The following is a 25,313-nucleotide window of genomic DNA, read 5'->3' on the forward strand; positions in this document are numbered from 1 at the left end:
ATGTCAGCTCTGCCGGCGAAGACGCCCGATGCCATCGCCTCCCAGGACGAGACCCATCTCCACATCCATGAGCTGCTCACCGCGGCCACCCAGGCCCTGCTGCACGAGCAGCCCGGCCTCGGCACGTTCGAGGACCATCGCCCCCAGCGCGACCGCCCCTCGGGGGAGGCATGGAACGGCCTGGAGACGATGTGCCACGTCAGCGCCCTGCTGATCGCAGGTCGCTCCCCGGACCTGAGCGAGTGCGGATCGCAGCGCCTCCTGGACGCCGTGGACTCCGCCGTGGCACCTCTGCGCCTGACGCGTCAGGACGACCGCGAGGACAGCGGCGTGCGCACCGTCGTGTGGCGGGACCCCGACGGGGTGCGCCTGGAGGTGGTGATCGGGGTGCGAGTGGCCGTGCGGGCGATCAGCATGCCCTTCCTGCCGGGCTCCCTGCGGCCGCTGTGGACCACCAGCCCCGCCTCGCCGATCAGCCCGCTGACCCCGCCGCCGCAGCCGCTGCACTGATCCGCTCCAGGGCGCCCAGCGGGATCGGCAGCCAGTCCGGGCGGTTGCGCGCCTCGTACAGCGCCTCGTACACCGCCTTGTCGGCCTCGAACGCCGCCAGCAGCACCCGCAGCGACGCGTCCTCCGCGCGGATCCCCGCCCCCTGCGTGTACCCGGCCAGGAACGCCTCCCGGGCCCTGCTCGACCAGTCGGTGACGTCCCTGTCGTGCTCGAGCGCCACGGCACCGGCCGCGTAGTCCAGGCTGCGCAGCATCCCTGCCACGTCCCGCAGCGGGGAGTCCGGGCGGGAGCGCTGGGCCAACGGCCGCAGCGGCTCGCCCTCGAAGTCCAACAGCACCCAGCCCCGTCCCGGCGCGGCCAGCACCTGGCCCAGGTGCAGATCGCCGTGGATGCGCTGCATCGCAGGCCAGGAGGCATCCAGCGCCGCTCGCTGGAGGGACTCGAGAGCAGCACGGTGCTCATCGACCTCCGCCACCTGCAAAGCCACCTCGTCCAGCCGCTCCCGCATCTGCTGCACCATCGCGGCGGCGACGTCCCGATCGGTACGGACGGTGCCGAGCGCGGCGGCCAGGTCCCGGTGCACCTCCGCGAGAGCGGTGCCCAGCCTGCGGGCCGCAGCGGAGAAGTCCTCCCCGGCCACGGCCTGCCGCAGGGCCGTGCGCCAGGCGTCCTCCACGCCCGGCAGGAACTCCTGTGCGAACAGTGCGTGCGCCCGCAGCTCGCCCAGGGCCAGGTGCGTCTCGCCGACCACCGGCGGCACCCGCGTGGAGCCGGCATCGGTGAGCGCCCCCTGCAGCACCACATCAGGGTTCTCGCCGTCCTGCAGCACCCGGAACAGCTTCACGATCACCGGTCGCGCCCCCTCGGCCTCGAAGATCATCGAGGTGTTGGACTGCTCCCCGGACAGCAGGCGGGAGGAGGCACCCGGTCCGACGGGCAAGCCGCGCGCTCCGTCGTCCTGCGCGGGCGCAGCCGCCCCATCGGCCTGCGACGGGCCACCGGCCACGGTGCGCGAGCTCAGCCGCAGATCCGGTCCCGCTGCGTCAGCGCCGGCCGCCAGCATGCGCAGCATGGCGGCGCGACCGTCGGGATCACGGGTGGCGTCATCCGCTCGCAGCGGCCCGCCCGGCACGGCCAGCACACCGATCTGCGCCCCTTCCTCGCCGGTGGCCCCCTGGCCGGGACGACGCAGCACGACGGGCACCTGGTACAGGGCCTCGCTGCCGGTCTCGGTCCCGGCGCCGATCACGGTGGCCACCACCACATGGTCACCGGCCACGTGCAGGGGTGCCCACCCCAGCAGCCGGACCGTCGGCACCCCGGTCCCCTTGTGGGCGTACCAGCGCTGGGAGTGCATCCAGGCGGCCAGGTGCTCGGCAAGGAAGGGCAGCAGCTCGCCGAGAGGGGGCAGGTCGGTGAGATCGAGGGAGTGCTCAGGTGCGGGGGAGCGGTGCTCGTCCATGTGACCACTGTATGGCGTGCGCTGCAGCAGGAGGGCCCGAGGCGCTGCTTGCTACGCTGGCCGGGTGCTCGAGCCCAGGCCGTCCGGTGGCCGTCGCGCCCTGTCCCTGCGGGCCGCGACGCTGCTGATGAGCGCCGTGCTGCTGGTCGGCCCCGCGGCTCCGGCCTCGGCCATCGGGGAGAGCGGGCCCTTCGAGCTGCCGCTGGAGACCAGCACCGTCAGCATCGCGCCCGGCGCCGCCACGGCCATGCCCCTGATCGCGCTGCTGGAGGATCAGCAGCAGGACGAGTTGGATCTCGGGACGGCCCGGCTCGGCATCCCCACCGACCTCCCCGCAGCCCAGACGTCCCGGATGTCCCTGGGGGAGGACGCGCGCACGTTGACCGTGGCCGGCGAGGGCACGTGGGGGCTCGTGGGCGGTGACCTGGTGTTCACGCCGGACTCCGGTGTGACGGGCGCCGAGCAGCCCGTGACGCTGACCATCGAGAGCATCCACGGGCACCGCTCCGAGCCCGCGCAGCTCACGCCGGCCCTGCTGGAGTCCGTCGACGACGAGGGGCGCGGCTCGGCGGGGCAGCCGGTCGAGGTCGCCCTGGGCCACGAGGTCCCCGAGGGCGGTGCCACGCGGCTCCAGCTCGACGGCCTCCCGCCCGGATCAGCCACCACGAGGGACGGCAGCCGTCTGATGATCCCGGAGCAGGGGCGATGGCTGACCTCCGAGTCCGGGGAGACCCTCACCTACGAGCCCCTGGGGGTGCGCCTGGGGCGGCAGCCCGATCCGGTGCGCTACCTGGTGGTCGACGAGGAGGGCGGGCCGGTGGCCACCGGTCGCGTCGAGATCACGGTGCCCGTGATCTCCGATCTCTACCATTCGGCGCCCTTCGGCCAGGACATCGTCTACTCGGTGGGCGAGGCCCAGCAGTTCGTGGATCCCGCCACCCTGGTCCTGGACCCGCCCCCCGGTGATGACGCCGAGGCTGTCTCGGAGACCGAGGTGGTGGTGCCCGGGCAGGGCACCTGGACCCTGGACCGCGATGCTGCCACCGTGCGCTTCTCCCCGGAGAGCGAGCTGGTGGACCAGGCGGCACCGATGGGCATCCGGGGCGGCGATGGCGAGGGCGCGCAGGCCGCGCCCGCCCTGCTCAGCACCGCCTATCCGATCCTGGTGGACCGCACCCAGTCGGCCCCGCCGGGTGAGCCGCTGGTCTTCGACCTCACGGTGGGGGTCAGGGACGTGCGCGCCGATTCGATCCGCTTCGATCCCGAGCCGCTCTCGGCCGAGGCGATCGTCTCCAACGACGGGCTGACGCTGCGCCAGCCGGGGGAGGGCACCTGGAGGATCGAGGAGGACGCGCGCACGATCACCATGACGCCGGATGCCGCATTCCGGGGGGAGTCCACCCCGGTCGGCATCGTCGGGCAGGGCGTGTACGCCGACAACCCGGTGGAGGCGGCCCTGACCGCGGTGGTCGCACCGGTGATCGCCACGGCGCGCGATGACGAGGAGCGCACCGCGCCCGGCGTGCCGATCACGGTGGACGTGCTGGCCAACGACACCGCAGGCAGCGGCTCCCAGCCCCTGCGGCCGGAGTCCGTGCAGATCCGCTCCATGTCCGCCACGAACCTGGGGGAGCTGTGGGACGCCACCGGGGAGCGTCTGGTGATCCCCTCGGAAGGGGAGTTCACCGTGGCGCGGAACGGCTCCATCACCTTCACCCCGCAGGACGGGTTCGTGGGGCGCACCTCCCCGATCATCTACATCGTGTGGGACAGCACCGGGATCCCCACCCAGGCATCCCTGACCATCGACGTGGATCCGGCCGTCGCCGCGAGCGGGCAGCCCCGCACCGACCCCAGCGGCATCAACAGCCTGCTGGCGGGGCTGCTGCCCGGTTCCCGCGACACGTCCATCGTGTTCGGGACGGTCGTCCTGCTGCTGCTGTTCGCCGGGCTGGTGGCGATGTGGATCGGGGTCCGCATGGAGCAGGACCGCCGCCTCTGGGAGGACTGATCGGGATGCAGGCCCCAGCCGTCGGCGGATCGAACGGGAGTCAGCGCACCGCCGGACTCAGCAGCCCTCGGGTGGCTGCACCGGCTGTTCGAGCGCCTGCTGCGCCGCCTCCGGGGCCGCGAGCCCCGGGAAGCCGTCGCCCAGCAGCAGGTCCACTCCGGTTCCCTCCCGCTGGTCCATGCGCAGCTGCGCCCCGGGCACCTGCGCCAGCAGCGACTGGGCGGCCAGGTATCCCTCGGGCCCGTGGACGATGACGGCCGGCCCGCTGGCCTGACTGGTGTTGCCGGGATCCCCGGTCGCGTACCCCCGTTCAGCCAGATCCGCGGTGATCGATCCCGCGAAGCCGCTGCGCCCGGTGCCGTTGAGCACCGTCACCTGCACCTCGGTCGGGGAGAGGGGGACTGCATCGGCGCCCGGGCACACCAGCTCCGCGCCCGCGTACCGCAGGGTCTTCGGGGCGATCATCCCGGGCTCCGCCGGCGGCTCCCGCAGCTCGCGCAGGGCGTAGGCACCGATGGCCACCAGCGTCACCAGCAGCAGCGAGAAGACGATCAGCTGGGTGATGCGCAGCCGACGGGTCCGCCGCGTCCTCAGCGAACGACGGCGGACCTCGTCGGCAGACCGCCCGTAGGGATGGACCTCACGCTCGGGCGGCATGTCAGTCCAGGGGGCGGTACCGGATGCCGAAGGCGTCCAGTCGGGGAAGGTGGCCTCGCAGCCGCTCCTCGAACTCCTCCCAGCTCTGCTCGGGGGAGCCCCAGGCACGCTCGGCGACGGCGCACATCCGGGGGAAGGCCATGTACTGCAGGTGCTCCAGGGTGGGGATGTACTCCGTCCACAGCTGGCCCTGCAGGCCGATCACGAGCTTCTCCTCGTCCGCACTGAGCTTCTGGGGGGAGAAGGCGGCGGTGTAGACGTCCTTGACGGTGGTGTGCCCGCCGATCGCCAGGGGCTCTGCCTCGCTCCTGGCCTGGTAGTGGTCGAAGTACAGATGCTCGTTGTTGGCGATGACCGTCTGGAAGCCGCGTTCGGTGGAGGTCTTCACCCCGTTGCCGTGGCGCCAGTTCATGATCACCATGTCATCGGGCAGATGGGTCTCCAGCACCTCGTCCCAGCCGATCACGCGCTTGCCCTTCGCGGTGAGCACGTCGTACGCGAACTGGGTGAAGCGCCCCTGGATCTCCGAGACCCGCGTGTAGCCCCATTCGGTCATGCGGGTGCGGGCCTCGGTGGATCGCTCCCACTCCACGGTCGGGCACTCGTCCCCGCCGATGTGGAAGAAGGGGGCCGGGAAGATGTCGGCCACCTGGGTGAGCACGTCGCGCAGGAACTCGAACACCTGGTCCGAGACGCCGAGCACGTGATCGGAGATGCCCCACACCTCGCGCACCCCGATCTGCTGGGCAGGGTTGTTGCCCAGCTCCGGGTAGGCGGCGACAGCGGCCTGCATGTGGCCGGGCAGGTCCACCTCGGGCACGATCATCACCCCGCGCTTGCTGGCGTAGTCCACCAGGCCGCGCAGGTCGTCCTGGGTGTAGAAGCCGCCGTGGCGCACCCCGTCGTACTGCCAGTCGGCCTCGTCGGCGCCCATGTGGCCCACCAGGCTCTGATCGCGCCAGGCGCCCACCTCGGTCAGCTTCGGGTATCCCTTGATCTCGATGCGCCAGCCCTGGTCGTCGGTCAGGTGCAGGTGCAGCACGTTCAGGCGGTGCAGGGCCATCGCATCGATCATCGTCTCCACCTCCTGCACCGTGAAGAAATGGCGGGAGACGTCGAGGTGCATGCCGCGCCAGGCGTGCTTGGGGCGGTCCACGATGGTCACGCAGGGGATGGAGCCGCCGCTGCCGGTGACGATCTGCGCGAAGGTGTTGCGGCCATCGGCCAGGGCGGCCTCGCTGCCGGCGGAGAGGTTCGCACCCTTGGGGGAGATGGACAGCGAGTACTCGGTGCGAGGCAGGTCCTCGTTGATGCCGATCGAGAGCCCCGCCCAGGGATCCGTCGTCTCCCAGACCCCGTGGGAGTAGATGACGGACTGCGGGAGCGGGACGAGGGCGAGCGGGTCGGGCATGGTCTCTCCTGAGGGGTGACGCGGGTCGTGGATCCCCCAAGTCTGCCACGTCACATCAGGGCGCGGGGAAGACCTCCGATGTCTCACCGAGGCCGTGACCGGGCATGAAGGAGCCCGGCCGGGGTGTCCCGACCGGGCTCCTGCACGTCGCCCTGCTCCTTCCCATGACGCTCATGCGTCGAGCAGGCCGCCGTGCTCAGGTGTCGTCGCCTCAGCTCAGCGGTAGGTGACGAACACGTGCGGGGCGTTCCAGATCATGCGCTCCATGACCCGCCCGCGCGAGCTGGAGGCATCGATGACCCGGCCGTTGCCGGCATAGATCCCGATGTGACCGTAGTTGTTGCTGGTGAAGGCCACCAGGTCACCGGGCTGGGCCTCGGCCTGGGAGATGATCCGGCCGCCGAAGGTGTAGCCCTTGGCGGTCTTGCGAGGCAGGTTGATGCCGGCCTGGTTGTAGGCGTGGTACACCAGCCCCGAGCAGTCCATCCCGGTGGCCGGGGAGGAGCCGCCCCACGTGTAGCGCACGCCCTTCTGGGCCCGGGCCGCATTAACGATCGCCTGACCGTTGAACGAGCCCACCGAGGCGACCGGAGCACGCCCGGAGTCGCGCGAGGGCGGGGCGTCACTGATACGCACGTTCGAGTACAGGGCGTTCCAGGTCTTCGGGCCGACCACGGCGTCCACGCCGATGCCGGCAGCGGACTGCAGTGCGCGCACCGCAGCCGCGGTGCCCCTGCCGAAGATGCCGTCGACCGCGATCGACGCACCGCGCTCGTTGAGCTGGGACTGGAGGGTGCGAACGGCATCGCCGCGGCTGCCCTGACGCAGCTTCGGCTGCGAGGAGGCCGCCGAGGCGGCCGGGGCAGGAGCGCTCGAGGAGATCTGGATGTTGCCCGCCAGGGCGTCCCAGGTCTTCGGGCCCCCCACGGCGTCCACGCCGATCCCGGCAGCGGACTGCAGGGCGCGCACAGCACTGGCGGTGTTGCGTCCGAAGACGCCGTCGACCGCGATCGACGCACCGCGCTGATTGAGCAGGGTCTGCAGATGCTCCACCGCTGCGCCACGGGAGCCAGTACGCAGCTTGACGCCGGCGAACTGGTCGGGGCCGCGGGGCCACGGCGGGGAGGGTGACCGGAGCGGCTGCGGCAGCACCGTTGATGCTTCCGAGCGCGGCCGGGGCGGGGGCCTGTGCGCGAGCCGATTCGGCTCCCTGCAGAGCGGCGGTGGCGGGGGCCGCACCCAGCAGGGCGGCACCTCCCACACCACGCCCGACAGGAGCGGCGAGGCCCCGGTAGTCGATCACGGCGGCACCGGGAGCCCGGTGCGTGCCGCGGGGGACGGTACGGATCATGTCCGGATATCTCTTTCTCCGTCGCCACACGCGACCCGCGACGGCATGCGCTGCGGGACAGGTGCCCGTCACCCAGGGAAGTGGAGGAAGCGACCGAGCCGGTGACGGGTTGGCGGCGCCCCGGTCAGTGCCCCAGGTACGAGCGGCACCGGCACCAATGTAAGTGCAGGTCAGCGGCCTGAACAGGGCAGTTTGCATGCACAGGCCTGGCTCTTTGTCAAAGTTTTGCTCGTTTGCACAAGTTTTCGACGTGTCGCGCTCGCGAATCGGACATTGCTGTGCTAGTTACAGCGATGTCATTCGGTGGGGCGCGGGCCCGGCAGCGAGGTGGCTTGATGCTGCGGTCACGACCAGGCATGCGGCGGCGATCCTGGTGAGCTCCATCCCTGGATGGTGGATGCCGCTGGATGGTGGGTGCCGCTGGATGGTCGGTGCCGCGAAAGAACGAGAACGGCTCCGGTGCAGATCTGCACCGGAGCCGTCGACCGGTCGGGGTGACAGGATTTGAACCTGCGACCTCTTCGTCCCGAACGAAGCGCGCTACCAAGCTGCGCCACACCCCGAGAGCTCCCCGCTCTGCTGCGGTCGACCAGTTCGGCTCCTGCTCGAAGGGGAGGAGCTGTCAGGTCGACGCGATGAGCGCGTCACCGAGGAGCAACTCTAACAGGCGTTTCCTACCGCTGGTCAGGCGATTCAGCGCGCGGGGCCCGCAACGTGATCAAGCTCGCCTCCGGAGGGGTGGCGAAGCGGTAGTTCGAATAGGGGCTGGCGCCCATGCCTGCGCTCACGTTCAGCGGCACCCCCCGCCAGGTGGACAGTCCCCGCGCCTGCGACCGCGGCAGGTCGCAGTTGGTGACCAGCGCGCCGACGCCGGGGATGCGCAGCTGCCCGCCGTGGGTGTGACCGGCCAGGATCAGATCGGAGCCGTCGCGGGCAAAGGCATCGAGCACCCGACGGTAGGGGGCGTGGGCCACGCCCAGGCGCAGCACCCGGCCGTGCTCGGGCGGGGAAGCGTCCTGCGGGGGAGGCATCTCGTCGCGCTCGAGGTGAGGATCGTCGACCCCCACCAGCTGGACCTCGAGACCGCCCAGCTCGATCCGGCCACGGCTGTTGGTGAGGTCCTTCCAGCCGAAGGCGGAGAGTCGCCCGGCCAGCTCCTCCGTGGGCAGCTCCACGTCCTCACGCTCGGTGAAGCCCTCAGGGCGGGCATCGGGCAGGAAGTACCGCAGCGGGTTCTTGGGGGAGGGCGCGTACATGTCGTTCGAGCCCATCACGAACGCCCCGGGGCGGCGCAGCAGCGGCTCGATGGCCTCGGCCAGCACCGGCACCGAGGCCGCCGAGGCGATGTTGTCGCCCGTGTCGATCACCAGATGCGGGCGCAGGGTCTCGAGGTGCCGCAGGAACGCCAGTTTGCGCTCCTGATCCGGCATCAGGTGGATGTCGCTGATGTGCAGCAGCCTGATCGTGCGCGCCCCGGCCGGGAGAATGCCCAGCTCCACCTCGCGCAGGGTGTACCGGTGGATCTCGATGTGCCGGGCCCAGACGTGGGCGGCCGCAGCGCTCACGGCACCCAGCCCGCCCAGCGTCGCCGCCACCGTCGTTGCGCGCACGCTCAGCCCTCCCGGCCGGTCGACTGGCGGATGGTCACGGTGCTGCCCGCGGGCAGGGCGGTGCCAGGGGCAGGGTCAGTGCCGATCACGAACCACTGGCCCACGGAGTCCGACGGCTCACGACGCACCTCCACGCGGTAGCCCGCCTGCTCGACCGCGGTCTGTGCCTGGGAGAGGTACATGCCCGCGACGTTGGGCACGGTGCCAGGTGTCACCTCTCCCACCTGGCCCGGGCCCGGGGGAGTGGGCCGCGCCGGAGCCGGAGGGAAGGCCTCGGCGGGCAGGCCCTCGTGGGCCGCCGTCATGTACTCCTGCCAGGTGGGCAGGGAGACGGTGTTGCCCCACACCTTGCCTTGGCGCAGGTAGGTGTCGTCGACGTTGAAGCCCTCGGGGCGCTTGTTGGCCTGCGGGTGGCCGAACCACACGGCGGTGGACATCTGGCGGGTGAAGCCCACGTACCAGGTGTGGAACTGCTGATTGGAGGTTCCGGTCTTGCCGCCCGCGGGGTGGCCGGGGATCGTGCGGCCCTTGCCTGTGGCGCGCGGGTCCTCGAGGTCCTGCTGGAGCACCCACGCCATGGTGTCGGCGTCCTCCTTGTCCATGCGCTGCTCGCACTGGGCGCCGGTGATGGGCATCGGCTCCCCGTTGCGGTCGATCACCTCGGTGACCGCCTGGGGGCGGCAGTACGTGCCGCCTGATGCGTAGGTGGCGTAGGCCCCGGCCATGTCCAGGGCGGAGATCCGCAGCTCACCGAGCACCACCACGGAGGGGGCGAGCTCCGTCTTGTAGATGTCCTCGATCGGGGCATCCCAGGTGGCCTGGTCGTAGGGGTTGTGCGTGGCCGGCACAGCGCCCACGGAGCGGGCGGTCTCGGCGATGTCGCACAGGTCCAGCTGACGGGCCATGTTGGCGTAGCTGGTGTTGACGGAGAACTTGGTGGAGTTCAGCACCGTCTCCATGGGCTGCAGCTTCACCGAGACTGCGTTGTCGGGGTTGTACCCGGGGTTCTCGCGCCAGGCTCCGCTGCCCAGGCACGTGGCGGGGAACTCCTTCATCTCCTCCCGCCCGGTGGAGACGGTGTCGTAGATGCTGCGGCCGCTCTTGATCCACTCGTGCAGCACGAAGGGCTTGAAGGTCGAGCCGACGGGGAAGCCGTTGGAGCCCCCCAGGGCGTTGGGCACGTTGTAGTTGATGGCCGTCTCACCCGGGCCGATCTCCTGGTGGGGATTGAAGGTGCGGTTCTGCGCCATCACCAGGATCTTGCCGGTGCCCGGCTCCACCGTCACGATCGAGTGGCCGAAGCCGTGGCCGGCATCGGCCGGCACCCTTCGCTGCAGGATGTCCTCGGCGGCCTTCTGCTTGGCCGGATCCAGCGTGGTGCGGATGGTGAGCCCGCCGCCGTAGAGCAGCTTGCGGCGCTCCTCGTAGGTGGGGGCGAACTCCGGGTCGTTCAGCAGGGTGCGGGTGACGTAGTCGCAGAAGAACCCGCTGCGGCCGGCGTCGGCGCAGCCGGCCCGCACCTCCTGGATCTTCAGCATCTCCTCGACCGGCTGGGTGCGGTACTGCTCGTACTCCTCATCGGTGATGTAGCCCTCGCGGTGCATGTCCCCCAGCACCTCATTGCGTCTTTTCTCCCCCGCCTCGGGGTGGGCCACCGGGTCGTACTGGTTGGGGCCGTTGGTGATGCCCGCCAGCATCGCGGCCTCGCCGGGGTTGAGATCCTTCGCGCTCTTGGAGAAGTAGTGCTGCGAGGCCGTCTCCACGCCGTACTGGGACGGCCCGAACTGGGCGACGTTCAGGTAGCCGTTGAGGATCTCGTCCTTGTCCCACTTCTTCTCCAGCGAGATGGCGAGCTTGGCCTCGCGCAGCTTGCGCCCGTAGGTGGTCTCGGTGGCGGCCTCGATGTCCTCCTGGTCGCCGCGCTGCACGGCGTCCATCAGCAGGGCGTTCTTGACGTACTGCTGGGTGAGGGTGGAGCCGCCCTGGGTGGCGCCGCCCACCGAATTGGACAGGAAGGCACGGGTGAGGCCGCGCGGGTCCACGCCGCCGTGCTCGTAGAACCGGCGGTCCTCCACCGCGATCACCGCGTGCTGCATGTGCGGGGAGATCTCCTCCAACGGCACCATGATCCGGTTCTCGGTGTAGAAGGTGGCCAGCAGGGAGCCGTCGGCCGCCTCGATGCGGCTGGCTTCGTTCAGCGGTGCCACCTCCAGCTCGGAGGGGTAGGACTCGAACAGGGCCACGCCGTCCTCGGCCACGGCGGAAGTGGCCGAGACCGCCGGCAGGAAGAACGCGGCCAGCAGCACGCCGCCCAGGCCTGCCACGGCGATGATCCCCAGCAGCAGGTAGAGGGTCTGCGCCAGCGCGGCGGGCAGTGAGCGCCGCTGTGCGGGGCGGCTGGGCGAGGAAGTGGCCATGAACCCACAGTACGGGCAGGCCCGGGCCGGTTCCATGAAGCAGGACACGTCCTGGCGAAATCTTCACGAAGCCCATGGCTGTCGGCACGCGAGGTCGAGCAAGGGGGCACCCCCGGAACGCCACGCGGAGCCAGCCGCCGAGAGCGCTGCGGCATACCACAGGATCCCCGGCGTGGCATGGAGGTTTGGCGAGTGTCGCACCTGGTCCCTACGATGTGGGAGGAACTCACGGGTCGACGAGGATTCGGAAGGGGACTGACATGACCGTAGGGGTGACGACTGCGCGGGCGCTCGGGGAGGGCGAGGACCGCAGCTGGGCTGCTCGTGGAGCCTGCGCCACCATGGACCCGGACGAATTCTTCGTCCAGGGGGCCGAGCAGCATGCCGTCAAGACGGCCTGCGGTGGCTGCCCGGTGCGCACCCAGTGCCTGGTGGACGCGCTGGAGAACCGCATCGACTTCGGTGTGTGGGGCGGGATGACCGAGCGTGAGCGTCGGCGCCTGCTGCGCCGCCACCCCGACGTCAGCGACTGGGGTGCCGCGCTCACCTTCGCCGCACGTCGCGCCGCCGCCGGCGGCATGTGACCGCCTCCGCCCAGGGGCTCCACGGCCGGTAGGCTTCGCCCCATGAGCACCTACACCCGCTGGGAATACCTGACCGTTCCGCTGCTGATCCACGCCACCAAGCAGATCCTCGACAACTACGGCGAGGAGGGATGGGAGCTGGTGCAGGTGGTGCCCGGCCCCAACCCCGAGTCCCTGGTCGCGTACCTCAAGCGGCCGCTTTCGGAGGGCTGATCGATGACCGTTCCCGCCACGCCCCCCTCCGCCGCGTCCGACGGCTCCCGCATCCGCCAGCGCCTGTCCGAGCTGGGCCTGGAGCTTCCCGGCGTGGCCGCGCCTGTGGCCGCCTATGTGCCGGCCGTGCGCACCGGTGACCACGTGCTCACCTCCGGCCAGCTGCCCTTCGTGGACGGCGAGCTGCCGCGCACCGGCAAGGTGGGTGCGGAGGTCACTGCGGAGCAGGCGGCCGAGCTCGCCGCCACCTGCGCCCTCAACGCTCTGGCCGCGATCGAGGACCTGGTGGGATCGCTGGACCAGATCGCGCAGGTGGTGAGGCTGACCGGTTTCGTCGCCTCGGATCCCTCGTTCACCGCTCAGCCCGCCGTCATCAACGGCGCCAGCGAGCTGCTGGGCGAGCTGTTCGGCGAGCGCGGCTCCCATGCACGCAGCGCCGTCGGGGTCGCCGCTCTCCCGCTGGATGCCCCGGTGGAGCTCGAGCTGCAGGTCGAGATCCAGCGGACCACCTGAGCCGTGTCCGAGCAGTACCCGGACCGAGACCCGGAGGCCCCCGGCGTCGAGCTGATCACGCTGCGAGCGCCCAACCCGGGCCCGATGACCCTGACGGGCACCTGCACCTACGTGCTGCGGGACGGCGCCCAGGTGTGGGTCGTGGACCCGGGCCCGAAGGACCCTGAGCACCTGGCCGATGTGCTGCTGGCCTGCGGGGCCGACGCGCAGCCGATGGGTGTGCTGGTCACCCACCACCATGCTGACCACGCTGCCGGTGCCGCCACCCTGGCCCGGCAGCTCTCCGCCCGCACCGGTCGGGACGTCCCCCTGTGGGCGGCCGATCAGCGAACCGTGGCCGGGTCACGGCCCCTGCCGGCCGTGCTGGACGGTGACAGGGGCACCGCCGGGCACGTGATCCATCTTCCCGGGCACACCGCCGATTCCGTCGGAGTGCTGGTGGAGGGCGGCAGGATGCTCACCGGTGACACCCTGCTGGGGGGCTCCTCCACCGTGATCGTCCCTGACCACGGCGGGGACCTGGGCGAGTACCTGCAGTCCCTCGCGATCCTGCGTGCGATGACATCGGACGGGCGCGTCTCGTCCCTGTACCCGGGCCACGGCGAGCCGTACCTCTCGCCGCTCGAGGCGCTGGAGGCGATCGAGAAGGCCATCGCTCACCGCCAGGAGCGCATCGAGCAGGTGCGCCGTGCCCGCACCGCGGGGATCCTGACGATGGACCGTCTGCTGCGCGTCGTGTACGGGGCCGACCTTCCTGATCAGCTCGAGAAGGCTGCCCGCTGGAACCTCCGGGCCACGCTCGACCACCTGGGTCAGAACGGCTGAGGAGCCAGGTCCGCGCGCGGCCCCGGTGGGCTCACCGGTGGGCTCGAGCGCCTGAGGTCGCTTCGCCACCGGATGCGATGACGGCGCGCCCCCGGATGCCGGGGACGCGCCGTCGTCGTGCTCGTGGGGATCAGCGGGCGCGGCGGCGCAGGCGCTCGATGTCCTGCAGCAGCACCGCGCGGGCCTCCAGGCGGATCCAGCCGCGGGAGGCGAAGTCCGCCAGGGCCTTGTTCACGGTCTCGCGGGAAGCGCCGACCAGCTGCGCCAGCTCCTCCTGAGTGAGCCCGTGGGCCACCATCACGCCGTCGTCGGTCTGACGTCCGAAGCGCTGCGCGAGATCCAGCAGGTTCTTGGCCACGCGACCCGGCACGTCGGCGAAGACCAGGTCCGCCAGCGACTCGTTGGTCTTGCGCAGACGCCGCGCGAGGGAGGCCAGCAGGTGGCGGCCCACCTCCGGGCGCTGGGCCAGGACCCGGTACAGGTCCTGCTGGGTCAGCGAGTACAGGGTGGACTCGGCCACCGCGGTGGCCGTGGCGTTGCGGGGAGCCGGATCGAACAGGGAGAGCTCGCCGAGGGTCTCGCCCGGGCCCAGCACGGCCAGCAGGTTCTCGCGGCCGTCGCCGGAGGCGTGGCCCACCTTCACCTTTCCGGTGCCGATGATGAACAGGCGATCGCCGGGATCCCCCTCGCGGAAGATGACGGCGCTGCGGTGGTAGTCCTCCTGCGACATCGACGCGAGCACGGCCTGCTTGCCGTCCTCGTCGAGCGCGGCGAACAGCGGCGACGACCGTACGATGTTCTCGTCCACGGAACCTCCTGAGGGTGGGCCCCGGGCGCCGGGGCCGATCTGGTCTACTCATCGTGACCGCTGCCGTCGCGCACGGTGGCAGTGATCACACGATGCTCACAGGCTACCGCGTCTTCGGGTCCGGTTCCGGTTCACCCGCCGAGACGGGCCCTCGAAACACCCCAGGAGCACTGATCACCATGTCATCAACGGGCAGGCGTGCCTCTCGCGGGTCCGCGAGCCCGGACGCGCAGGACGAGAGCCTGCAGAAGCGGCCCGCGCGGAAGGTGCCGACGCGGAAGCAGCCCGCGCGAAAGGCGCCCGCTGCCAAGGCGCCGGCCCCCGTCGCCGAGGTGCATGCCCGGCTTGGCCAGGAGTACCCCGCAGCCCGCACCGAGCTCGATCATCGGGACGCATTCGAGCTCCTGGTCGCCACAGTCCTCTCGGCCCAGACCACCGACGTGCGGGTCAACTCCCTGACCCCCGAGCTGTTCTCGCGCTGGCCCGATGCCGCCGCACTCGCCGGTGCTGACGAGGAGCAGGTGGCCGCCCTGCTGCGCCCGCTCGGCATGGGGGGCACCCGGGCCGGCCGCATCATCGGGCTGGCCCAGGACCTCGTGCGCGACCACGCCGGCGAGGTGCCCGATGACCAGAAGGCGCTCGAGGCGCTGCCGGGCGTCGGCAGGAAGACTGCCTACGTGGTGCGCGGTGCCTGGTTCGGCCACTCCCTGCTGGCGGTGGACACCCACGTCGGCCGCCTCGCCCGGCGGTTGGGCTGGACCGAGGCGAAGGACCCGGTGAAGGTGGAGACCGCCGTGGTGGCCCGGGTGGAGCAGGAAGCCGCCGCAGGTGGAGAGGGCGCCGACGGGCAGCGGACCGACCTGACGGCCCTGCATCTGCGGCTGATCCTGCACGGGCGCCGCGTGTGCCTGGCGCGTGCGCCGCAGTGCGGTCGCTGCGTGCTGGCCGACATCTGCCCCAGCGCGGAGGTGGCCTGATGGGGGAGGGTCAGGAGCGCGCGGCTGCCCGGGTGGGCCACCCCGGGTTCCTGAGCGAGCTCGCTGCGCGCGCCGGTCGCGGGGGAGAGGTGCTGCTGGACCGTTCCCGTGACGCCCGGTCGCAGCTGGCTGCGTCCCGGCCCCCTCGTCGCAGCTCCGTGCTGCTGCTCGTGGCCGGCACCGATCTGGAGGACTCGCAGCTGGTGCTGGAGGAGCGGGGGCACTGCCTGCGCTCCCAGCCCGGCCAGTTCGCCCTGCCCGGCGGAGGGGTGGACCCGGGTGACCGCGACGAGGTGCACACCGCGCTGCGCGAGGCGCAGGAGGAGACGGGGCTGGACCCGCGGGAGGTGACCGTGCTCGGTGCCTTCGCCGCGATCCCCATGCCGTGGCGCTCCCAGCACGTCACCCCGGTGCTGGCGTGGACGCCCACCAGGCCCCCGCTGCGCGCGCAGGACCCGGTGGAGGTGGAGCGCGTGGTGTGGGCACGGCTCACCGGTGAGGGCTCCCTCACCGATCCCGCCCGTCGCTACCGAGGACTGCTGGATGACCGACCCGTCGGTCCGGTGTTCGACCTGCCCGACGACGCGTTCGTATGGGGCTTCACCGCGATGATCATCGAGCAGATGCTGGCGGGCCTGGGACTGGACCCCGTGCCCTGGGACGCCCCGGTGCGGCAGATCCCGCCGGAGCGCCGCAGGAACTGAGAACCCGGCCTCGCTCCCATCACCGCCCCCCGATCGTGGGAGGCGGGCTGTAGACTTGAGCGTCGCCGGACCCCCGGCGCCCGGCGAGCATGCCCGCATCCGCGCACCCCGTGCGCAGTGCCAGGCGACTGCCCACCGGTTCCTTCAGGACCACCAGTCCCACGACAGCAGACAAGGCGGGATCCACGTGCCACGCGGCAAGGTGAAGTTCTACGACGCCGAGAAGGGGTTCGGCTTCATCCTCGATGACGAGGACGGCCAGAGCGTCTACGTGCATGCCTCGAACCTGCCGGACGGGGTGGCCACCCTGCGCCCCGGTGCCCGGGTGGAGTTCGACATGGTCGACGGCCGTCGCGGCCCCCAGGTCCTCTCCCTGCAGCTGATGGAGCCGGCTCCCTCGGTGAGCCGCGCGCGTCGACCGAAGCCGGACGACATGGCGGTGATGGTGGAGGATCTGATCCGCCTGCTGGACGATGCCTCCAACGGCCTGCGCAAGGGCCGCTACCCCGATCGCGGTCACGCGCAGAAGATCTCCACCGTGCTGCGAGCCGTCGCCGACAGTTTCGAGGCCTGAGCATGACCTCCGCCACCAGCACCCCGCGCCGCTCCAGGAGTGCCCGCCCGAAGCTCGATGCGATCGCCGCCGAGGCCGTCGACCTCGCGCGTGCGGCTCTCGAGGAGGTCACCGAGCCCGGTCAGGTCGGTGAGCACCTGCGGGCGGAGGCCAGCGGCGATCGCGTGGTCACCCACGTGTTCGACTGCATGATGCCCGGGTACCGCGGCTGGTCGTGGGTGGCGATCCTGGTGCGTGCCCCGCGCGCCAAGAGCGCCACCGTGGCCGAGACTGCGCTGCTGCCCGGGGAGGGTGCGCTGCTGGCCCCTGACTGGGAGCCCTGGTCGGAGCGTCTGAAGCCGGAGGACGTCGGTGCCGACGACCTCATGCCGTACAGGGAGTACGACGAGCGCCTCGAGCACGGCTACGAGAACACCGGCGACGAGGATGCCGACCGCGTGGCGAACTGGGAGCTGGGCCTGGGCCGGGTGCGCGTGCTCTCGCCCGAGGGCCGGGCCGATGCAGCCGAGCGGTGGGCCGAGGGGGAGTTCGGGCCCCGGCCCACCTCGCAGCGCCGTCGTCGTGGCACCGTGACCGCGAACTGCGCCAGCTGCGGGTTCCTTTCGAAGCTGGATGGATCCCTGCGCCACGAGTTCGGGGTGTGCACCAACGAGTGGTCCCCCGCCGACGGCCGCGTCGTCCACCTCGGCTACGGCTGCGGCGCCCATTCGGAGACCGGCAAGGACGACGGCGACCGCGAGATCCCGCGAGCCACCGGGGTGGTCCTCGATGAGCTCGACGTCGAGTACCAGAAGCAGGCGCAGTCCCCGACGGCCGAGGCCGGTGAAGGCGCGATCGGCGCTGCCGAGGCTCCGACGGACGAGGGGCCGAAGGGCGACTGAGCCCCGGCGCGCTCAGCGCTGGGACACCGCCACCCGCGCCAGCAGCGCCTCGATGGCCAGCAGCGGCGGCACATTGCCGGCAATGCGCGCGCGTGCCTCCTGCACCGCTTCCAGCAGCCCCAGCGTGATGCGGCCCTCGCCGGTTCCGGCCGCGCGACGGATCTCCGCCTCCACGCCCGGGTTGACCATCTCACCGCCGGAGCCGCTCTGCACGCTCAGCACATCCCGCAGCACGGAGTGGGCATCCAGCAGGTAGCGGTCCAGGACATCGCGGACCAGGCGGGTCTGCCTGCGCTGGGCATCCTCCTCCAGCTGCTTCATCTGCGAGCGCAGTGACGGCGGGACCTTGCCGTCCTCGATACCGGCGGAGCGCATGAAGGCCGCACGGTCCTCCTCGGCCACCGCGTCGGCGTGGGTCTTGGCCTCCGCGGTGGCGCGCTCGACCAGCGCCTGGGCCGCCAGCACCGCCTCCCCGGCGCCCCGCAGCCCCAGCAGGGTGCGCGCGGACTCCTCCCGGGCATCCAGGGCGCCCTCCTGCGTGGCATAGCGCAGGGCCAGCCCGATGTGCCCCTGGGCCGCACGTGCGGAGCGCTCCGCCAGCTGCGGCTCCACGTCGTTCCGACGCACCAGCAGCTCCGCCACCACCTGCGCAGACGGCACCGCCAGGGTGACCAACCGGCAGCGCGACCTGATGGTGGGGGCGAGATCCTCCGCCGACGGCGCGCACAGCATCCACACCGTGGCCGGGGGAGGCTCCTCGATCGACTTCAGCAGCACGTTGAAGGTGCCTGCGCTCATCCTGTCGGCATCCTCCACCACGATCACGCGGTGACGACCCGTAGCGGGGGCGCGCTGCGCGGTGAGCACCAGGGCGCGCACGTCGTCCTTGGAGATCGAGAGCTTGTCCGTGGCCACCACCGTGGCGTCGGGATGGGTGTTCGCCAACACGGTGCGGCAGGCCTGGCAGGCCCCGCATCCGGTGGCGTGCTCGCACTGCAGGGTGGCGGCGAATGCGCGGGCCGCCGTGGAGCGGCCCGATCCGGGCGGTCCGGTGATCAGCCATGCCTGCGCGAGCGAGCCCTCCGGGGAGGCGGCGCGCTGGAACTGCGCGACCGCCTGCTCCTGGCCCACCACGTCGTCCCAGACGCTCACCGGGGGCCTGCCCTCACTGCTCGTCACGGTGGGCAGGTGGGTCAGCAGGATCGAAGGTGGGGTCGAAGCGGGCGAGCACCTCGGCCACGGCCTCCAGCACCTGTGCGTGCACCGCCTCCCGGGGCTGGGTGCCGTCGATCACCCGGAACCGCTCCGGCTCTACCCGGGCCATGTCCAGGAAAGTGGAGCGCACCGCCGCATGGAACTCCAGCCCGGCCAGCTCGAGGCGGTCCTGGTCCTGGGCGTCCCGCCGCTGGTCCAGCACATCGGGGGGGAGGTCCAGCAGGATGGTGCGGTCCGGCAACAGGCCCTCGGTGGCCCACAGGGACAGTGCCCCGATCTGGGAGGGGTCCAGATTCCGGCCGGCACCCTGGTAGGCGATGGAGGAGTCCAGGTAGCGGTCGCTCAGCACCAGGCCGCCGCGAGCCAGGTGGGGACGCACCACAGTGGCGATGTGGTGGGCGCGATCGGCGGCGTACAGCAGGGCCTCGGCGCGCTCGTTGACGTGCTCCCCGTGCAGGAGCAGCTGGCGGATCTGCTCGCCCAGCTCGGTGCCCCCCGGTTCGCGGGTGGTGAGCACCAGATCCTCCGAGACGTGCCGCTCCTGCACCAGGTGCTGTCCCAGCATCGCCATCTGCGTGGTCTTCCCGGCGCCGTCACCGCCCTCGAAGGAGATGAACACCCCGCGACGGGGCGGGTGGGGCTGGGGGATCCGCAGCGAGGTGGAGTCCAGGACGTTCATGCGGCAACCTCTCCTGGGTAGGTGACGCCGAGCGCGGCGCGGGCGGCATCCATGGTTCCCATCACCGACAGGGTGTCCTCCCAGCTCATCCAGGGGGATTGCAGCTCGCCCGCGCTGATCCGGCGGGCGGCCTCGGCGATCTCGTAGGCCATGCCGTCCCCCGGCGCCCCGGGATGCTCGAAGCGCGCACTGCGGCCGTCCCGCAGCGAGACGGTCAGGGTGCCCGGGGCGTAGAACGGACCGGTGAGGCGCGCCGTGCCCTCCGTGCCGGTGACCACGGCCTCGTTGGGCATCCGGGCGTTCAGGGTGGTGGCGATGCGGGCTCGACCGCCCCGTGTGCCACGGGCCAGCAGGCCCACGTAGGCGTCTACACCGGTGAAGGCGAGATCGCCCTGGATCACCGGGTCCGTCAGGTCCCCCACCACCATCTGGGCGAAGGAGAGCGGGTACACGCCCAGGTCCAGCAGTGCGCCGCCCCCCAGGGCAGGGTCGTACAGGCGGTGGTGTGCATCCTCGGGGAACCACTGGCCGTGCTCTGCTGAGACCTCGACGATCGTGCCCAGCAGACCGGAGGAGAGCACCTGGCGCAGCACGTCGTACTGCGGCAGGAAGCGCGCCCACATCGCCTCCATCGCGAACAGACGGTGCTGCGCGGCCAGCTCCAGCAGATCCTCGGCCTCGGGGCGGTTCAGCGTGAAGGCCTTCTCCACCACCACCGGCACGCCGGCCTCCAGCACCGCGCGTGCGTACGCGTGGTGCTGGGCGTGGGGGGAGGCCACGTAGACCACGTCGATCCCACCGGCTTCCAGCATCGCCCGGGGCGAGTCGAAGGCGCCGGTGGCCCCATGCTCGGCGGCGAACGCCTCGGCGCGCTCCTGCGAACGGGAGCAGACCGAGACGACCCGGGAGGCCGTGGCCCGGTGCGCCGTCGCGGTGAACTGATCCGCGATGTGACCGGGGGAGATCAGCCCCCACCGCAGGCCGGGCGCGGTGGACGGATCGGGGCTGAGCGGCTCCGGCAGGCGCAGTGCGCCCTCGGAGCCGGGGTCCCCGTGACCGGAGGTGGAAGTCATGCCCCCAATCTACCGACCGGCTCCGACAAGCGGGCACGGACTGGCCCCGGTCAGTCGCCCTTGACGTTCACGATCTGGGCGAAGCGGTGCACCACCTCGACCAGATCGGCGGCATCGGCCATCACCTGATCGATGTCCTTGTAGGCCGCGGGGATCTCGTCGATGAACACGTCGGTGTCGCGGTACTCGATGCCCTTCATCGCCTCGCGCAGCTGCTCGAGGGTGAAGGTCCTCCTGGCCCGGGACCGCGAGTAGCTGCGTCCCGCACCGTGAGGCGAGGAGTGGAAGGCCATGGGGTTGCCCAGTCCCCGCACCACGTAGGACGCCGTGCCCATGGATTCCGGGATCAGGCCCATCTCGCCCTTACGGGCGGAGATCGCCCCCTTGCGGGAGATCCACAGCTCCTTGCCGAAGTGCTGTTCGCGCTGCGTGAAGTTGTGGTGGCAGTTGACCTCCTCGAACCTCTCGGCGGGGGCGCCCATGTGCTCGCCCAGGGCGTCCAGGGTGCGGTCCATCATCTCCTCACGGTTCTCCCGGGCGAAGTCCTGGGCCCACAGCAGCTCGGCGATGTAGTGGTCGAACTCCGCGGTCCCCTCGGCCAGGTGAGCCAGGTCGCGGTCCGGCAGCTCGATGCCCTCCCTGCGGCAGCGCTGGGTGGCGACCTTGATGTGGTGCTGGGCGATCCGGTTGCCCACGCCGCGGGATCCCGAGTGCAGGAACGCCCACACCCTGTCCTCCTCGTCCACCGTGATCTCGATGAAGTGGTTGCCGGAGCCGAGGGTGCCCAGCTGCAGACGCCAGTTCTCGGCGTGGCCGTCCGGACCGGGAATGACCGGCGCGCTCGAGACCCAGGTCGCGTGGTACTCCTCCAACAGCTGGTGGTACCGCGCCTCCAGCAGCTCGACACGGCGCGTCGCCCTCGCGGTGAGGCGCCGGTTGTACTTCCCCGCCGAGACCGGCACGCGATCCTCGATTCCCGTGCGCAGCCCCACCAGGGCGCCGGCTTCGCGCACCTGCTCCTGGGTCCACTGGGTGCGCACCGCGATCATCCCGCAGCCGATGTCCACGCCGACGGCCGCCGGGATGATCGCCCGATCGGTGGGGATGACGGAGCCGACGGTCGCACCCTTGCCCAGGTGGGCATCCGGCATCGACGCCAGGTGCGGGGGCACGAAGGGCATGCCCGCGGTGGTGCGGGCTTGTTCGAGGGTGGCCTCGTCCAGGACGCTGGCCCAGTTGTAGAGCTCGTCGGTGATGCGCTGGATGGTCATGGTCCTCTCATGCTCGCGTGGCCGTCCACTCGCCGCACCCGGGCGGGAGGGCCCGGTGACGGTGCAGGACGGGGAACGGCCCGGCGGTCGTGCGCACACAGCAGCGCGCACCGGGAACCCTAGAGGGTCCCCGATGCGCGCGCACGGGATTATTCCTGGTCAGGTCATCCCTTCACCGAGCCCGCGGTCATGCCTCGCACCAGGAAGTTCTGCAGCGAGAAGAACACGATCAGCGGGACCAGCATGGAGATGAACGCACCGGCGGTCAGCAACTCGGCGCCCTGGCCCTGGGTGCCCAGCAGGTTCTGCAGCGCCACGATGATCGTGGTGTTGGAACCGCCGCCCAGGAACAGCTTGGCGATCAGCAGGTCGTTCCACACCCACAGGAACTGCAGGGTGGCGAACGCGGCGATCGCCGGCAAGGAGAGGGGTGCCACCAGGCGCCAGAACGTCTGGTAGTGCGAGGCGCCGGCGATCTTCGCGCTCTCGATGAGCGAACCGGGAAGGCCCGTCATGTAGTTGCGCAGGATGTAGATCGCCAGCGGCATGCCGAACCCGGTGTGCAGCAGCCACACCGCCACGAACTCGCCGGAGATGCCCAGACCGCGCGGGCCCAGCAGGTTCAGCATGGGCTGGAACGCCACCTGGATCGGCACCACCATCAGCGCCACGATCAGGATGAACAGGATCTCCTTGCCGCGGAACTTGATGAACGTGAACGCGTACGCCGCGAAGGCCGCGAACATGATCGGCAGCACCGTGGCCGGGACCGCCACCACGATCGAGTTGATCAGGGTGGAGCCCAGATTGGTGTTGGTGAACACCTGGGTGTAGTTGTCCATCGTCCAGCCGGAGCCGAAGGGGTTGAACAGGGCCGTCCACCACGCGGTGGAGGCGGCATCCTCACGGGTGCGGAAGCTGGTCACCAGCAGTCCCAGCGTGGGGACCGTCCACAGGATCGCCAGCAGGATCATGGTGACGATCGCGAAGGGGGAACGGCGGCGGCCGGCCTTCATGCGCCCGGTCATCGGCCCCCCTCCTGGCGCTTGAAGCTGATCACCTGGAAGATCAGCACCGGCATCCCCAGGATCAGCAGCACCACCACGACCGCCGAGGCCTCCCCTGCCTTCTGCTCGGTGAACAGCTTGCGGAAGAACAGATTGGCGATCACGTCGGTGTTGTTGCGGCCGTTGGTCATCACGTAGACGATGTCGAACACCTTCAGCACCACGATCAGGATCGTGATGAACACGGCGATCACCGTGCCCCGCACCTGCGGAAAGATGATCTGCCAGAAGATCCGCATCTCGCTGGCACCGTCGATGCGGCCGGCCTCCACGGTGTCCTCCGGGACGGCCTTGATGGCCGAGCTCAGCAGCACCATGGCAAAACCCGTCTGCAGCCAGATCAGGATCACCATCATCAGCAGCGAGTTGAGCCGGTAGTCGGAGATCTGCAGCCATGTCTGCGGCTCGCCCCCGAGAGCGACGACCACCGCGTTGAGCAGGCCCGTCTGGGCGGTACCGGGCCGGGCGTACGCGTAGATGAGCGTGCCCCAGATGGTCGAGGCCCCCACGAAGCTGATCGCCATCGGCAGGAAGATCATCGCCTTCGGGGTCTTCTCCCCCGGGGCCGAGAGCTTGTCCGCCAGGACGGCGACCGCCAGTCCGAAGGCCACGGTGATCGCCGGCACCACCAGCACCCACAGCACGTTGTTCAGCAGTGCCTGCCAGAACGCACCGGAGGCGAAGATCCGCTGGTAGTTCTGGAAACCCACCCATTGCGTCGAGCGGTCGTTGGCGAAGGAGTAGATCACCGTCTGAGCGGTGGGGTAGATCAGCATCAGGCCGATCAGGCTCAGCCCCGGCAGCAGGAAGGCGTAGGGGATGACCCCGCCGCTGAGCCGGGAGGGCAGCCCCTCGATCGCCATGTTGAGGAACAGGAAGAACACGATCGCGCCGCCGATGCCCAGCACCAGGCCCAGCAGGCCGATCAGGATGTCGCTGCCCCCGAACGCCTGCGGATACCAGGCGAAGGCGAGGAACACGGTGCACACCACCCACGCGGTGACCGCGAGGCCCACCACCCCGACGAGGATCCTCAGGGGACGAGCGGGGGAACCGCTGCGGGACCGCGCGGGAGAGCCCGCACCCGAGGCGGGCGCGGGCTCTCCGGTGCGTGAGGGCGCGGTCACTCCGCCGGCCACGAGGCCTCCACCTCGTCGAGGACCGTCTGGGAGTCCTTGTCACCGCCGATCCACTCGACCATCGCGGTCCAGAAGCTGCCGCCGCCCACGGAGCCCGGCATCAGGTCCGAGCCGTCGAAGCGGAACACCTCGGCATTGGAGGCGATGTCCGCCACGGAGCGGGTGGTCTCATCGGCGTACTGCGAGTTGTCGAAGGTGGAGTGCGGGCTCAGCCAGCCGCCCGCCTTCGCCCACTCGCCGCCGAAGTCCGGCGAGGTGATGAACTCCATCACCTGGATGGCCTCCTCGTCGTCCCGGGCGAACAGGGCTGCGAGGTCGCCGCCGCCCAGGATCGGCTGGCCGTCGAAGCCGCCCTCCCACTTGGGCAGGGCGAACACGCCCACGGCGTTGTCGAGGTCGGACTGGATGTCCTCGGGGAAGAAGCCGGTGACGAAGTTGCCCTGGCGGTGCAGCATCGCGGCCGGCGGATCCTCGAACAGCGGCAGCGCGGCCTCCGAGAACGGGGTGTTGAGGATGGTCTGCGATCCGCCCAGCACGTTGCCCTCGGTCTTCAGCAGCGTGCCGAGCTCGTCCAGCGCCTGGACCACCTTCGGGTCGTTGAAGGGGATCTCGTGCTTGGTCCACTGGTCGTACACCTCGGGGCCGTGGATGCGGAGCATGAACTCCTCCAGCCAGTCGGTGCCCACCCACCCCGTGGCCTGATCGGCGTTCCAGGCATCCGCCCAGGGGGCGATGCCGGAGGCCTTGATCTCGTCACCGATGGCCAGCAGCTCCTGCAGGGTGGCCGGCTCGGTGCTGTACCCGCCCTCGGTGTACGCCGCAGTGGGGTACCAGACCAGGGACTTCACGGCCAGGCGCACCGGTGCGGCGTAGACGGTGCCGTCCAGGGTGGCCGACTCCAGGAAACCGGGGATCAGGCTCTCCTTCAGTGCGGCCTCGTCGAGGTAGTCGCCGATCGGGGCGATGTGCTCGGCGGCGAGCTCGAGAAGGCCGCCCGGCTGGGGGAACAGGGCGATGTCCGGGGCGTCACCGGCGCCGGCGCGGGTGCGGATGGTGTTCACGAAGGCCTGGTCGGAGGTGTACTCGACCTGGATCCCCGTCTCCTCCGTGAAGGCTGCCAGGGCCGAGTTGAAGCCGTCGGCCTCCTGACCGCCGAAGTTGCCCAGGATGGTGACGACGCCATCGCCACTACCACCGGCGGAGCCGCCGTCGCTGCCGTTGCCACCACCGCCGCTGCCACCGGAGTCGGGATTCTGCAGGCAGCTCGCCAGCCCGAGGGCGGAAGCAGCTGCGGCACCACCCATGAGGGCGCGACGAGTCGGATTCAGACGCATGTGAACTCCTTGATCAACACTGATGGG

24 protein-coding genes and 1 tRNA gene are annotated in these 25,313 nt (G+C 70.8%); 10 read left to right on the top strand and 15 right to left on the bottom strand.

Going from position 1 to position 25,313, the window contains the following annotated elements; all coding sequences use genetic code 11:
* The gene (locus IOE58_RS04715; protein ID WP_193865261.1) at window positions 1-510 is read left to right on the top strand and encodes a hypothetical protein; all 510 of its coding nucleotides are present in this window, start codon (window positions 1-3) and stop codon (window positions 508-510) included.
* Here IOE58_RS04715 and IOE58_RS04720 read toward each other — a convergent pair.
* A complete protein-coding gene (locus IOE58_RS04720; RefSeq protein ID WP_193865262.1) occupies window positions 473-1,972 on the bottom strand; it encodes a phosphotransferase in 1,500 nt (499 codons plus the stop codon). The genes IOE58_RS04715 and IOE58_RS04720 overlap by 38 nt on opposite strands.
* Window positions 1,973-2,036: 64 nt before the next feature.
* Here IOE58_RS04720 and IOE58_RS04725 point away from each other — a divergent pair, with 64 nt between their 5' ends.
* Entirely contained in the window at window positions 2,037-3,983 is a 1,947-nt protein-coding gene (locus IOE58_RS04725; RefSeq protein WP_259890768.1) for an Ig-like domain-containing protein, read from the top strand.
* Between the two features lie 57 nt (window positions 3,984-4,040).
* On the opposite strand, the gene IOE58_RS04730 is transcribed toward IOE58_RS04725, so the two are convergent.
* The 6 genes from IOE58_RS04730 to IOE58_RS04755 form a co-directional block, all read right to left on the bottom strand.
* On the bottom strand, window positions 4,041-4,640 hold the full coding sequence (locus IOE58_RS04730) for a LytR C-terminal domain-containing protein (protein WP_193865263.1): 600 nt from the start codon (window positions 4,638-4,640) through the stop codon (window positions 4,041-4,043).
* Between the two features lies 1 nt (window position 4,641).
* Complete coding sequence (locus tag IOE58_RS04735) at window positions 4,642-6,051, bottom strand: beta-N-acetylhexosaminidase (protein ID WP_193865264.1); 1,410 nt, start codon at window positions 6,049-6,051, stop codon at window positions 4,642-4,644.
* Window positions 6,052-6,267: 216 nt separating this feature from the next.
* Window positions 6,268-7,203 (bottom strand): C40 family peptidase, encoded by a 936-nt coding sequence (locus IOE58_RS04740; RefSeq protein ID WP_348981870.1) that lies wholly within the window; start codon window positions 7,201-7,203, stop codon window positions 6,268-6,270.
* A gap of 688 nt (window positions 7,204-7,891) precedes the next feature.
* Window positions 7,892-7,965, bottom strand: a tRNA-Pro gene (locus IOE58_RS04745).
* A gap of 111 nt (window positions 7,966-8,076) precedes the next feature.
* Window positions 8,077-9,012, bottom strand: a complete 936-nt coding sequence (locus tag IOE58_RS04750) for a metallophosphoesterase (protein ID WP_193865265.1) — start codon at window positions 9,010-9,012, stop codon at window positions 8,077-8,079.
* Between the two features lie 2 nt (window positions 9,013-9,014).
* Window positions 9,015-11,429: a penicillin-binding protein gene (locus tag IOE58_RS04755; RefSeq protein WP_193865266.1), complete on the bottom strand. Its 2,415-nt coding sequence runs from the start codon at window positions 11,427-11,429 to the stop codon at window positions 9,015-9,017.
* 260 nt (window positions 11,430-11,689) lie between these two features.
* Between IOE58_RS04755 and IOE58_RS04760 the strand changes: the two genes are divergently transcribed.
* Genes IOE58_RS04760 through IOE58_RS04775 form a run of 4 tightly spaced genes read left to right on the top strand, consistent with a single transcriptional unit; the run spans window position 11,690 to window position 13,564 of the window.
* Window positions 11,690-12,013, top strand: a complete 324-nt coding sequence (locus IOE58_RS04760; protein ID WP_193865267.1) for a WhiB family transcriptional regulator — start codon at window positions 11,690-11,692, stop codon at window positions 12,011-12,013.
* Window positions 12,014-12,055: 42 nt separating this feature from the next.
* Entirely contained in the window at window positions 12,056-12,226 is a 171-nt protein-coding gene (locus tag IOE58_RS04765) for a Sp36 family protein (protein ID WP_017823269.1), read from the top strand.
* Between the two features lie 3 nt (window positions 12,227-12,229).
* Window positions 12,230-12,739, top strand: coding sequence for a RidA family protein (locus IOE58_RS04770; RefSeq protein ID WP_193865268.1), 510 nt, complete (start codon window positions 12,230-12,232; stop codon window positions 12,737-12,739).
* A gap of 3 nt (window positions 12,740-12,742) precedes the next feature.
* Window positions 12,743-13,564 carry an MBL fold metallo-hydrolase gene (locus IOE58_RS04775; protein ID WP_193865269.1) on the top strand — a complete coding sequence of 274 codons (822 nt, stop codon included), beginning with the start codon at window positions 12,743-12,745 and terminating at the stop codon, window positions 13,562-13,564.
* Between the two features lie 130 nt (window positions 13,565-13,694).
* Here the strand turns inward: IOE58_RS04775 and IOE58_RS04780 are convergent, their stop codons facing one another.
* The gene (locus IOE58_RS04780; protein WP_311199685.1) at window positions 13,695-14,372 is read right to left on the bottom strand and encodes a Crp/Fnr family transcriptional regulator; all 678 of its coding nucleotides are present in this window, start codon (window positions 14,370-14,372) and stop codon (window positions 13,695-13,697) included.
* A gap of 179 nt (window positions 14,373-14,551) precedes the next feature.
* Between IOE58_RS04780 and IOE58_RS04785 the strand changes: the two genes are divergently transcribed.
* The 4 genes from IOE58_RS04785 (at window position 14,552) to IOE58_RS04800 (ending at window position 17,508) form a co-directional block, all read left to right on the top strand.
* On the top strand, window positions 14,552-15,349 hold the full coding sequence (locus IOE58_RS04785; RefSeq protein ID WP_193865270.1) for an endonuclease III domain-containing protein: 798 nt from the start codon (window positions 14,552-14,554) through the stop codon (window positions 15,347-15,349).
* Window positions 15,349-16,053, top strand: a complete 705-nt coding sequence (locus IOE58_RS04790; protein ID WP_193865271.1) for an NUDIX hydrolase — start codon at window positions 15,349-15,351, stop codon at window positions 16,051-16,053. Before IOE58_RS04785 ends, IOE58_RS04790 begins: the two co-directional genes overlap by 1 nt.
* Window positions 16,054-16,240: 187 nt before the next feature.
* Window positions 16,241-16,627 carry a cold-shock protein gene (locus IOE58_RS04795; protein WP_017823275.1) on the top strand — a complete coding sequence of 129 codons (387 nt, stop codon included), beginning with the start codon at window positions 16,241-16,243 and terminating at the stop codon, window positions 16,625-16,627.
* A 2-nt stretch (window positions 16,628-16,629) separates the two neighbouring features.
* On the top strand, window positions 16,630-17,508 hold the full coding sequence (locus IOE58_RS04800; RefSeq protein WP_193865272.1) for a DUF3027 domain-containing protein: 879 nt from the start codon (window positions 16,630-16,632) through the stop codon (window positions 17,506-17,508).
* Window positions 17,509-17,520: 12 nt separating this feature from the next.
* Here IOE58_RS04800 and IOE58_RS04805 read toward each other — a convergent pair whose 3' ends face one another.
* The 7 genes from IOE58_RS04805 to IOE58_RS04835 form a co-directional block, all read right to left on the bottom strand.
* On the bottom strand, window positions 17,521-18,660 hold the full coding sequence (locus IOE58_RS04805) for a DNA polymerase III subunit delta' (RefSeq protein ID WP_193865376.1): 1,140 nt from the start codon (window positions 18,658-18,660) through the stop codon (window positions 17,521-17,523).
* A 13-nt stretch (window positions 18,661-18,673) separates the two neighbouring features.
* Entirely contained in the window at window positions 18,674-19,402 is a 729-nt protein-coding gene (tmk, locus tag IOE58_RS04810) for a dTMP kinase (protein WP_193865273.1), read from the bottom strand.
* Window positions 19,399-20,475 (bottom strand): Gfo/Idh/MocA family protein, encoded by a 1,077-nt coding sequence (locus IOE58_RS04815; protein ID WP_193865274.1) that lies wholly within the window; start codon window positions 20,473-20,475, stop codon window positions 19,399-19,401. The genes tmk and IOE58_RS04815 overlap by 4 nt, the downstream gene beginning before the upstream one ends.
* A 50-nt stretch (window positions 20,476-20,525) precedes the next feature.
* The gene (locus tag IOE58_RS04820) at window positions 20,526-21,746 is read right to left on the bottom strand and encodes an RtcB family protein (RefSeq protein ID WP_193865275.1); all 1,221 of its coding nucleotides are present in this window, start codon (window positions 21,744-21,746) and stop codon (window positions 20,526-20,528) included.
* Between the two features lie 164 nt (window positions 21,747-21,910).
* Window positions 21,911-22,774, bottom strand: a complete 864-nt coding sequence (locus IOE58_RS04825) for a carbohydrate ABC transporter permease (RefSeq protein WP_193865276.1) — start codon at window positions 22,772-22,774, stop codon at window positions 21,911-21,913.
* Window positions 22,771-23,952: an ABC transporter permease subunit gene (locus tag IOE58_RS04830; protein ID WP_193865277.1), complete on the bottom strand. Its 1,182-nt coding sequence runs from the start codon at window positions 23,950-23,952 to the stop codon at window positions 22,771-22,773. The genes IOE58_RS04825 and IOE58_RS04830 overlap by 4 nt, the downstream gene beginning before the upstream one ends.
* On the bottom strand, window positions 23,937-25,286 hold the full coding sequence (locus tag IOE58_RS04835) for an ABC transporter substrate-binding protein (RefSeq protein WP_193865278.1): 1,350 nt from the start codon (window positions 25,284-25,286) through the stop codon (window positions 23,937-23,939). Before IOE58_RS04835 ends, IOE58_RS04830 begins: the two co-directional genes overlap by 16 nt.
* Window positions 25,287-25,313: the final 27 nt, after the last annotated feature.

The sequence above is a fragment of the Brachybacterium epidermidis genome, assembly GCF_015209585.1.
Classification (GTDB): Bacteria; Actinomycetota; Actinomycetes; order Actinomycetales; family Dermabacteraceae; genus Brachybacterium; species Brachybacterium epidermidis.